5 protein-coding genes are annotated in these 11837 nt (G+C 37.9%); 4 read left to right on the forward strand and 1 reads right to left on the reverse strand.

The window, feature by feature from the left end:
- The first annotated feature begins 2 nt into the window (after nt 1–2).
- The 3 genes from BACINT_RS07110 to BACINT_RS07120 all read left to right on the forward strand — a co-directional run bounded on the left by BACINT_RS07110 (nt 3) and on the right by BACINT_RS07120 (nt 4344).
- Nucleotides 3–1727 carry a RagB/SusD family nutrient uptake outer membrane protein gene (locus tag BACINT_RS07110; protein WP_007661782.1) on the forward strand — a complete coding sequence of 575 codons (1725 nt, stop codon included), beginning with the start codon at nt 3–5 and terminating at the stop codon, nt 1725–1727.
- Nucleotides 1728–2029: 302 nt separating this feature from the next.
- The gene (locus tag BACINT_RS07115) at nt 2030–2266 is read left to right on the forward strand and encodes a hypothetical protein (protein WP_007661783.1); all 237 of its coding nucleotides are present in this window, start codon (nt 2030–2032) and stop codon (nt 2264–2266) included.
- Nucleotides 2267–2268: 2 nt separating this feature from the next.
- Nucleotides 2269–4344, forward strand: coding sequence for a polysaccharide lyase family 8 super-sandwich domain-containing protein (locus tag BACINT_RS07120; protein WP_044154928.1), 2076 nt, complete (start codon nt 2269–2271; stop codon nt 4342–4344).
- Between the two features lie 52 nt (nt 4345–4396).
- Here BACINT_RS07120 and BACINT_RS07125 read toward each other — a convergent pair whose 3' ends face one another.
- Nucleotides 4397–8452: a hybrid sensor histidine kinase/response regulator transcription factor gene (locus BACINT_RS07125; protein WP_044154823.1), complete on the reverse strand. Its 4056-nt coding sequence runs from the start codon at nt 8450–8452 to the stop codon at nt 4397–4399.
- Between the two features lie 240 nt (nt 8453–8692).
- On the opposite strand from BACINT_RS07125, the gene BACINT_RS07130 reads away from it, so the two are divergent.
- Nucleotides 8693–11368 (forward strand): alpha-L-rhamnosidase, encoded by a 2676-nt coding sequence (locus BACINT_RS07130; RefSeq protein WP_007661787.1) that lies wholly within the window; start codon nt 8693–8695, stop codon nt 11366–11368.
- Nucleotides 11369–11837 lie beyond the last annotated feature (469 nt).

Here is an 11837-nt window from a genome sequence, read left to right on the forward strand (position 1 = left end):
AAATGAAAACGATGAAATATAGAAAAAGCATCGACATAATTTTTACGATGGTTTATGGATTTATCTCCCTGATAAATGTTAGTTGTGATGATTTTCTTTCAGAGAAAGAAGTTCCTCGTATAACAAGTGATTTTTATAAAACTGAACAAGGTATACTGGCAGCTGTTGATGCCACCTATGCTTATATGCGTTTTGGAGTTGGTGGAGAGTTCTCTAATGTTTTTACAGAATTAGGCACTGATCTGATAACAGGTGCGGAGGGAGCTTTGAGTTATCCCTATAATTTATATAGTGCAACTTTGTCACCAACAGAATCGAAGTTATATAGTTTGTGGGAAAACCATTATAAAGCTATCGGAGTGACAAACTTGGTCTTAGATGCTCTGCCGGAGGCGAGTGTATCGGAAGCAGAAAAAGAGAGTTATGGTGCTGAGATGAATTTCTTTCGTGCGTACTTCTACTTTGACTTAGTTCAACAATTTGGCAAAATACCTTTGGTTACTAAGGCAATACAAGAACCTCAAACTGACTTCAAACGCTCTTCTGTATCAGATGTCTATAAGCTTATTGTCAGTGATTTAAGATATGCGGCAGAACATCTCCGTGAATCGGCAACTGGTACAGAACAAAGTAAGGCTACTAAATATGCTGCTGCTCATTTATTGTCTAAAGTTTATCTTACACGTGGTAGTGCAGTAACTGATCAGCGTGGACAATTATCAACTGATATGGATAGTGCTTATTACTATGCAAAAAGGGTAATAGACAGCCCTAAGTATACTTTATTGAATAACTATTCGGATTTGTGGGATGTTAACAACATGGGAAATCGTGAGGTTATCTTTTCCATTCAGTTTACTCTTGATCCGATATATAATGGAGATGGAAATAAATCTCATTTATATTGGGGATCGTGGTATGAAGATCAACCTGGTATGAAGCGTGATATAGCTAACGGCCGTCCTTATCGTTTTCATCGTGCTACCAATAAGACGATGTTTGAGTTATTTGATCGTAAAAATGACTCCCGTTTTTATAAGAGTTTTAAATGGACCTACTATTGTAATAAAGTAACTTCTTCTTTAGCCATAGGAGATACTGCTATTTATTATAGTTTAAATGCTCCTAAGAACAGAACATATAAATATAAATATTTTCAATGGAACAAGGATGATCCAAGTAAGAATAACAGATATTATCCCATTGTGTTGAAATATGAGGATCCGTTAAGAGAAACGGCAAATGAGCAGAAAGGGGTACGCGAATGGGTACGTATGCGTCTTGGCGAGACTTACCTCATTGCTGCGGAAGCAGCAGGACGTAAGGGGGATTACAACTTGGCTGCTGATTTGATTAATGTTATTCGTGAGCGTGCTTCTTGGAAGTCCGGCGAAAAAAAGGTACCTCAATATTGGCTGGAAGAAGGTGGAGAAATGGACAACACGGAATCTACTTATGAAAATATAAAAGTGACTGCAGATGACTTGAAAGAGAACTTTGTAGATTTTATGTTGGATGAAAGAGGACGTGAACTTTTGGGCGAATACACAAGATGGGAAGATCTGGTACGTTGTGAGAAATTGGTTGAGTATGTAAAAAAATGGAATCCAGACGCAATGAAGAATATCCAAGAGTATCACAAACTGCGTCCAATTCCTCAAAAGCATATTGACCGACTGAATCCTCGCGGTTCTGATGAGGAAGAGCAGAACCCTGGATATTTCTAATTCTACCTAAAAACTTATGTAATGTAAGGAGTTGGTTCATTATTGGGCTAACTCCTTATTAAATAGACTTTTATTTTTGAAGATAAAAAACTGATATTTAATACCATGAACTTGACTAAATTATTAAAAAGGGGAAACAATTCTTTTGTTGTTGCACTCCTTTGGGGGGTTACTACAGATGTAGATACTTTTTCAAAATTTGTAGGCTTAACCGACTGAAAGGTTATTGTGGGCTGAATCAGGGAGAAAAAATTCTGAAAAAACTCGAATGAAGCTGCATATGTAGCAAAACGATTTAAAGAATGCTAAAAGATAAGTTACCTAATGTTACTATAGCGGGACTGGCAGTTGCTGGAAGTATCCGTTGGCTTGAGTCTTTCTTGAAAAATTCATTAGGAATATATTTTGCTGATGCTGAAGTAGAAGCTGATGGAAGTTTTCAACTAAATATAAGAGAGAAATATCAACCACAAAATGAATATGTTAAAGTATCCGTCCCGGCAATGAGTGCGGCGGTGATAATTATAGATAAAGAATGATTATGAAAAGGTTACTAATTATTTATCTAGCGTTATGCTTTTGGGGAGAATGCAGCTATGCTGTAGAGAAGCAGAAGGATATAGAGATTTTATATAATAGATTGTTGGAAGAATACCTATCGGATTCGATAGACGTTTCTCAAGCAGAAAAAGATTTGGCTGTTATGCAAACTGATGGTAGTTGGAAAGACATTGATTATAAGACAGTGACTTTCTATTTCGATGCAGACCGTCATCTCAAAAGATTAAGAAACATAGCATTGGCCTATAGTAAGCCTGGAAATAAGCTATTTCATAAGCCGGAATTGAGAAAAAAGATAGTATTGGGGTTAGACTATTTCCGGACAGTTAATCCCGATTCCGGAAATTGGTGGTATCGGGATATCGGGGCTCCTTCCCAATATATGGTTCCTCTTCTTTTGTTGAAGAAAGAACTGAAAAGAGAAGATTTGATGAGGCTTTCTGCTTACCTAGTTGATAAGACAGATAATGTAGCACATAGAGGTAAGAACAGGACATGGGTGTCTGCAGTCTTGATACATAAGGGCTGTATAGAAGATAATTATGAGTTAATAGCCAAAGGATTTTCTTCCATTGCTTCTACCATATATGTAGAGGAGAAAGATGATGAAGGAATGAAAAGAGATAATAGTATCCATCAGCACCGTCCTCAACTTTATTCGGGTGGATATGGAATGTCACTGATGTCTGACTTGGCAGAGTATATTACTTTAGCTAATAAGACATCTTTCATAAAATTTTTTACTCCTGATAAGATTAAGTTGGTATCAGATGTTTTTCTGAAAGGAACACAGATGTTCGGATACAGGGAGGCATATGATTTTGGGACGATTGGACGGGGAATATGTCGGCCGAATTGCTTGAGTAATATGTCCACGTACACATTAGATTTAATGAAAGAAGTTGATCCTATTCATGCAGAAGATTATGAAGCATGGAAAAAGCATATTAATGGTGCAGCCTTTCCGGTACCTGGAAATACACACTTCTGGAAATCGAACATTATGACTCATCATGGAGCTGATTATTACATGTCTGCCAAAGTCATATCCGTGCGCACAAATGGTACGGAAATGCTGAATGGGCAGAATTTGAAAGGTTATTATCTACCATTAGGAGCGACTAATATAATGACTACCGGTCATGAGTATGATGACGTCTTTGTAGCTTGGGATTGGACGCGGGTACCGGGAACAACGGCGGTTGCTAATCAGTCGACTGCCGAATTACGTTGGTATCTGTTCGGATCGAATCAATTTGGCGGAGGCGTTAGCAACGCCCATAATGGAGTAATGGCTTATGAGCATGCCTATCAGGGTGTGGAAGCTCGGAAAGCTTACTTTTTTATGGGAGATGCTATGGTATGTATGGGAAGTGGTATTAAGGCAGCCCGTACGCAGGAAGTTCGTACTTCGGTAAATCAATGTCTGGCAAATGGTGAGGTTACATATGGCTTGTCAGGGCATACATACCGGCTAATGGATAACTTGTCCGACAAAAAGATAGACTGGGCTTACCATGATAATGTAGGGTATATTTTCCCGCAAAATGGGAGTGTAACATTGAGAAAAGCCAAGCAAACGGGTACCTGGCGGGAACTTGAAGTAACGGCAAGTGAGCAACCTGTTACAAAAGAGGTTTTTAGTTTATGGATTTCGCATGGCACTACTCCACAGAATGAGGATTATTGCTACATAATAATGCCTGATAAACCTCTTTCTTATTTTACAGATAAGAAGTTTGAGAATGAAATCAAAATTATAGCCAATACGGAGCAGATACAAGCGATTGCCAATGAGAATAAGAGACAGTATGCTGTCGTCTTTTATGAACCGGGTGAAATACGGTTCTCAGATGATCTGGTAGTGGCAGTCAATAAAAAAGTTTTGTTATACATTGAGAAGAAAGACGGGCAATATGAAATAGCTGTAGCTGATCCTTTGTATAAAGAGGAGTCTGTTCAATTAAGCCTGAATGGAGAACAGATGGATATAACATTCCCTTCCGGTGACTATTCCGGTAGTTCGGTGATAAAGCATATAGCCCAAAAGCATTAATAAGCACACAAAGGCACTACTTACGTAGTGATTGCTAAGAATAAAGAACTCGTCAAACAAGAGAATCATCTTTTTGTTTATTGGCTTCCCTGTACTCCCTGGGAGTTTGATTATAGCGTTTGGCGAATTCTTTATAAAAATGCGACCGGTTGGTAGCCGCTATCCGGTACATGATTTCTTGTATATTTAATGTTGTTGTTAACAGCAATTTTGCAGCATATTTCATTTTTTGCTCTTTTATGAAATCTTTGGGAGATGATTGGTTCAGTTTTTTGAACTTTCGGTATAAATTTCTGCCACTGGTTTGCATCGCCTCGGCTAATTCGTCAGGGCCGAACTCTGCATTATCCATATTTTTATTGATTATTTCTATAGCGGTTTGCAGGTATTCTTTATCCTCATTTTGTAATAACTGTCCTCCACTATAGTCAAATGCACTTGCAGAAGAGTTATAGTATTGCTTTAACTCTTCTTGTTTTTTTATAAGTTGTTTGATAATGGTTCTAAGATATTGTGTATTGAAAGGTTTGGGAATGTAAGCATCCGCTCCGGATTCTATACCTTCTATTTTCTCATCGGTTGTATTCTTGGCCGAAAGAATTACCAATGGAATGTGTGCAGTATGCTTATTGTTTTTCAGTTGTTTAGTCAGGGTGATTCCATCGATTTTAGGCATCATGATATCTGTGATAATCAGATTCGGAGTTTCTTGTTTCAATAGTTCCAACCCTTCCTCTCCGTTTTCGGCAGTTAAGATTGCATATTCATTTGATAATATATCTTTCAACATCCACAACAATTCTTTATTATCATCAATAATCAGTATTGTGTTTTCCGGTTGGTTAGTTTCTTCTTCGTTATTGACTGTTTCGGGCAGTGTTACCTCTGTTTTATAATTGGACAGTTCAACTTTGGCAATTTCATGTGGTTGTATATTTCCCACTTTTTCTGTGGTTTCAAGCGCAGGTAAAGTCACAATAAATTGGGCATATTGATTTACTTCACTTTCTACGTTAATGGTTCCATGTAGCAATTCTACCATACTCTGGCAAATGGCAAGCCCTAATCCGTTTCTGGATGATAAGCCTTTTATACTATTTTCTTTGATGTTGTCGAGTATACTGTACCGGTTAAATATTAACGGAAGGTTTTCTTTACTGATACCTTTCCCCGTATTATACACTTTAATGCTTAGTTTATCTTCTTCTTTTTTTATGGATATACGGATAGTCCCATTTTCCGGTGTGTATTTGAAAGCATTGGAAATAAGATTATTGAGGATTTTAGTAAAGCCGTTGTGGTCACTTCTCCAAATGATATCCGGAGTGATGTCTGTTTCCAACTGAATTCGATTCTGTTCGGCCAATTCATCAAATGATTCAATGATTCCGTTGCCCAATTCGCTGATATTCAATTCTTGTATGTGGCATATCTGGTTACCGGTTTCCATACGGCGGAAATCGATGACTTCTTGTATCAGGCTGTTAAGCCGCTCGGTATTTGATTTTATAATCTGGGCATATTTTTTTATAAAGTCATCACTATGTTCATAATTGAGTATCCTTTCGCATGGTCCGTAGATAAGTGTGAGCGGAGTACAGAATTCATGTGTAATATTGGTGAAGAAACGTAACTTCCCTTCATACATTTCTTCTTTATATTTTTCTTTCAGCCTTCTGTCGATAGAAGCTTTCCTCCGTTCGTACTTCCAACGAATATATCGGAAAAGGCCTAACCCTGCTCCTATAAGTAGTAGAACGTAGATTGTTTGAGCAGCAATGCTCCAGTACCAGGGAGGAAGGATGGTGATGTATATACTTTGAGTTAAGTTTTCATTACTACTGCTCCCATCATCATACTTCACTCGCAAGATGTAGTTACCGGGAGGAATATTGGTAAATTGCGCTTCATTGGAGCGCGTGTCCATCCATACATTGCTAAAATTTTCCAGTTTATAGGAGTACTTGCTATTTTCTCCATTGATGAAATCCATGGCAACAAAAGAAACAGCAAAGAAATTTTGATCGTGCTTCAATACAATTTCTCTTTTATTACCTTTGCTTTTTTCAAATTCGGATATGTTATAATCTTTATTGAATATCCTGAGCTTGGTAAAGAAAATATCCGGAATGAAATCTTTTCTCTTTTTTTCCCCATTTTCTATCCATACAATACCATCTACGCCTCCAAAGAAATATCGTTTTTTTGTACTGTCTTGAAAGTAAGCATTATCACTAAACTCTATTACCTTTAATCCTGTTTTATGATTAAGGTTTCGGAATGTATTCTTATGTGAATCAAATAGAATGATACCAGTATTACTGCTTAACCATAAGTTACCTTGAGGATCTTCTGCGATACCATGTATTGTATTATTAGGTAATCCTTCATTTTCATTGAAGTTTTTATAATCGTATTCACCATTGGGTAATAAGGTCAATCTGGTGAGGCCGTAACTGCTGCCTACCCATATAATTTTATTTTTGTCTTGATGTATACAGAGAATGTCATTCATTGGAGCTATTCCGTTTTTATCGAATGAGATAAGCTGATAGGCTTCGGTCTGCGTATTCAGGCGAATGACTCCATTTCCCCGCATTCCAATCCAGAGAATAGAATCATTCTCCGGATAAATGGAATATATTTGATTGTACTGCTGTCTGTTGGGGACTCTGAAATAAATGGTACGTATATCTTTGGCTTTAATCGTATTTCCATGTGCTTCAATACTGATTCGGAGCAATCTGCTTCCAGAACCTACCCATAGCAATGAGTCGCAGGTCTCACTCATGGAATGTACACGTGCAATTCTAGAGTTGGTATTGTTGATAAGCGAGTGTATTTTGTTGTCCCGATATGAATAATAGTTTAGTTCAGGACCGTCCGACCCAATCCATAATATAGGATGGCTCTTACTTTCAGTAAAAGCAAAGACTGCATTATTGGTTAATCCGTCTTTGACAGTGAAATGGGTTACATTAGCTGTCGAATATTCCTGGGCAACATCGTAATCTTTAATTCTGATGATGCCATTATCTTTAGTTCCCAACCACAGAGTGTTTTGTTGATCTGTATGAATAGCCCGGATGGGTCTTCTTTTATTTATGGGCAATTGATTTAATGACAGGTTGTTGAAAGCGTACTCATCTTTGGTCCATGCATATATGCCTTGCCCGTCTGTACCAATCCAGATAATGTCTTGTTGTTCATCTTTCCATAATGAGAATACCCCACAATTAATTTCTATTTTTTCTAATTCATATCCTTTAGCTGCATCGAGCCGAATAAGGCCGTTCGTTCTAAAGCCAATGAGGAGATCATCGTTATCGAAAATAATAGAGCCGATTTCCCCGCTCTCATTAATAAGCTTATTCAGATTTTTAACAAAATGAATGCCTTGGGTTGTTATATAATAAATGTCTCCGATAGAATCGACTATGATGATTTTCTCGTTATGGTAGAATGCATACTCTATGGGCTGAGCATGTTTAAAATCACTATGCCTTTTAATGCTGGGTTGATCAGAGCCTGTGTCAGATACAGTATATCTCTCCAGAACTCCTTGGTGATTGATCCAAATAGTATCTTGTGCATCAATTAGCATACCCAATACTGTATTATGTTCTATTCCTTTATGTACAGGAAGGTCGATAAATTTATTTTCAACTTTAGAATAGAAAGACAAGACATCCGGTTTGCTAAGAACATACAAATTATCGTGGCTGTCTTTAGCCATATAAGAGTTTTCTCCGAATTCATTGTAATACGCCTCTATGGTATTGCTTTGTTGCGATAGCTTGTTAAGTCCCCACTTGGTACTGATCCACAGATAAATGCTGTCTGTTTCTATAATATTTCTGATAACATTGCTTGATAAACTGTTTTGGTTGTTGATATCGGGCTTATAAATATAGATATTCCGGCTGTCATACATATTAAGCCCGTCATATGTTCCGATCCATAAAAAACGTTCGTCGTCTTGAAACAGGCAAGTGACAGAACTGTTGGATAAACCGTCCCGATTACTGATCTGTCTCAGATTGTACGAACAAATGTTGCTTGTTAAACAAGAAAAAAAGAATAAAAGCAGCAATGTATGTTTTCTCATGGGGCTATTCATATTTATTTAAGTATTAGATGCAAACAAAGATATGTTTTTTTTCTGTGCTTCAATCTGAAAAATATGCTTTAAAATGGTATAATTATGTCTTAGGACGATAACCATACAAAAATGGCGAAGATGGGCACGTTCTTTGTCATGTCAGCGTATACTATTGGCACTTTTGTAGATATTACTATATTGATTATTGCCTATTTTTGTATCATTCACTAAAAAGTAATCTATATTATGAAACGAATCTTATCAGTATTCTTTTTTATTTCATTATTTCATCTATCATTATTAGCCGGATCAATAGGGAAGCTTAATGTTCTTCGCTGTGAATATTTAGTTGCCCCGTTAGGAATAGATGTGCCTTCTCCGCGTTTGAGCTGGCAATTGCCAGTTGATGTTGATGTTCAGGAAGCCTATCAGGTTATTGTAGGCACAGATTCCGTTCGGGTTGCTCAGGGGATGGGTGATAGCTGGAACTCCGGTAAACAGACTATATCAAATGTTCTGGCTGTTTATGCCGGACAAAAACTTCAACCTTATACACGATATTACTGGAAGGTGTGTGTCTGGGATAGTAATAAGATGTATACAAGTGACGTAACTTACTTTGAAACCGGAGTAATGGATGAACACAACTGGAAGGGTAACTGGATATCAGATACCCATAATATACATCTGAAGCCCGCTGCATATTTTAGAAAAGAATGGGATGCAAAACGTACTATTCGGGAAGCCCGTGCATACATTGCTGTTGCCGGATTATATGAACTTTATATTAATGGCTCACGGGTTGGAGATCATCGTCTGGACCCTGCATATACTCGCTTTGATAGACGTACTTTATATTTGACACACGATGTAACGCAACTATTGAAGCAAGGAAATAATGCCATTGGTGTACTGTTGGGAAATGGCTGGTACAATCACCAGTCTACTGCTGTGTGGAACTTCGATCAGGCGCCTTGGCGTGGCAGGCCTAAATTCTGTATGGATATCCGTGTGGTATATGACGACGGAAAGGTAGAATTTATTTCTACTGGTCAAGACTGGAAAACCTCTTTGAGTCCGGTTATTTTCAATAGTATTTATACTGCTGAACACTATGATGCACGGTTGGAACAACCTGATTGGAACACTCCGGGATTTGATGATAAGAAATGGAAAAATGCAAGTTGCACTTCCGCTCCGTCACCTCTGATTGTGTCGCAGCAGATGCATCCTATCCGGGACGTGGAGATGCTCCGTCCGGCAAAGATGATTAAACTTTCCGATTCTATTTATTTATTTGACTTGGGCAGGAATATAGCAGGTGTCAGCCAATTGACAATCAAAGGAAAACCTGGTACGGAAGTTCGTTTGAAGCATTCTGAGAGAATCGGAGAAAATAATAGAGCAGATATGTCTAATATTGATTATCACTATCGCCCTACAGATGATTCAGATCCTTTTCAAACGGATATCTTTATTCTGAGTGGTATGGGAGAAGAAACATTTCGTGCCCGTTTTAATTATAAAGGTTTTCAGTATGTTGAAGTAACAAGTAGCGAGCCGGTTGAACTGACTGATAATAGCTTGAAAGCCTACTTCATGCACAGTGATGTTCCTGTTGCCGGCAGAATCTCATCATCTGATGAATTATTGAATAAGATATGGAAGGCGACGAATGCTGCATACCTGTCAAACTTATTTGGCTATCCTACGGACTGCCCCCAACGGGAGAAGAATGGGTGGACGGGAGATGCCCATATTGCTATCGAGACCGGACTTTATAATTATGATGGCATCACGGTCTATGAAAAATGGATGGCCGACCACCAAGATGAACAAGCCCCTAACGGAGTGCTCCCTGCCATTATTCCTACTGCCGGATGGGGGTATCATTGGGGGAATGGTGTTGACTGGACAAGTACGGTGGCTATTATTCCCTGGAATATTTACCTGTTCTATGGAGACAAACATTTGCTTGAATCTATGTATGACAATATCAGAAGATATGTGGATTATCTGAATTATACATACCCTTCGGGCATCACGGACTGGGGATTAGGAGATTGGATTCCTATAAAGTCACATTCCTCCAAAGAGCTGACTTCATCCATCTATTATTATGTCGATACGGATATTCTGGCTAAAGCAGCCAGAATATTGAACAAACAACAAGATTATGAAAAGTATTCTGCTTTAGCGCAAAAAATAAAGAATAGCATCAATGCCCGCTTTCTGAATGAGGGAACAGGTATTTATTGTGGTGGAAGTCAGACAGAGTTAAGCGCACCACTCTATTGGGGAATAGTCCCTGAACATCTGAAAGAATTGGTGGCTCATAACTTAGCAGAGAAAGTGAGTAAAGACGGCAGTATGGATGTAGGCTTACTGGGTAGTAAAACTATTCTGAATGCTTTGAGTGCGAATGGATATGCAGATTTGGCTTATCAACTTGCTTCTAAAGAGACCTATCCGTCCTGGGGCTGGTGGATAAAGAATGGAGCAACTACTCTTTATGAGAATTGGCGTATTGATGGGAAAAAAGATATTTCATTAAACCACATCATGTTTGGAGAAATCAGTGCTTGGTATTATAAAGCATTGGGAGGACTTTACCCTGATTCTTCAATGCCCGGCTTCAAACATATTATGTTAAGACCCAATTTTGTAGCAGGTTTGGATGCTTTTGAGGCAAGTCATATTTCCCCTTATGGAGAAATAGTTTCATCATGGAAAAAGAACAGGGGTAAGGTGCAATATACGATTACTATTCCTTCAAACAGTTCTGCTACCTTATATCTAAAGAAGTCTTGTAGAATAAAATGTAAAGAGATAGAAGCTACTACTTTATCTGCCATGCGCGAGAAAGGAAATGGCATCGAATTGCTAACCGGTACCTATCATTTTGAAATTAAAACTAAATAATTGAAGGAGGGCGTGTCCAAACTGAATGAAAGTTTTTATTTTCTCCTCACTTATTACCTACCTTCTCCTTGTTTTATATAGGGAGATGGTAGGGAGTAGATACGATTCTGATATAGTTTAAACACATCTGAAGCACCGGCTCACTACATAATACATGTCCAATTTCGCCCAAAATGTATGTTTTCTCAATATGTCCGTTTTTGCCATATTAATGGCGATATTGGATGTACTTATGTACTATTAATCGTCTAACTTTGCCGATAGAAACAACATAATTAGTATGTTTTCAATATGCATTGATTGCACATTAAGGTAAAAAAGATTTTTTGTAAAGCGAGAGGGTGAAGACTGCATGTGCATGATTCACCCGCTCCTTTCGGAAAGTAGAAAAACATTTGTTTAACCTCTAATATATTTTTAAGTATGGAAAAACACTCTCCTTGATTTTCTTAGAGTAAGAAGAATTCAT

Source organism: Bacteroides intestinalis DSM 17393, from assembly GCF_000172175.1.
In the GTDB taxonomy this organism is placed as follows: domain Bacteria; phylum Bacteroidota; class Bacteroidia; order Bacteroidales; family Bacteroidaceae; genus Bacteroides; species Bacteroides intestinalis.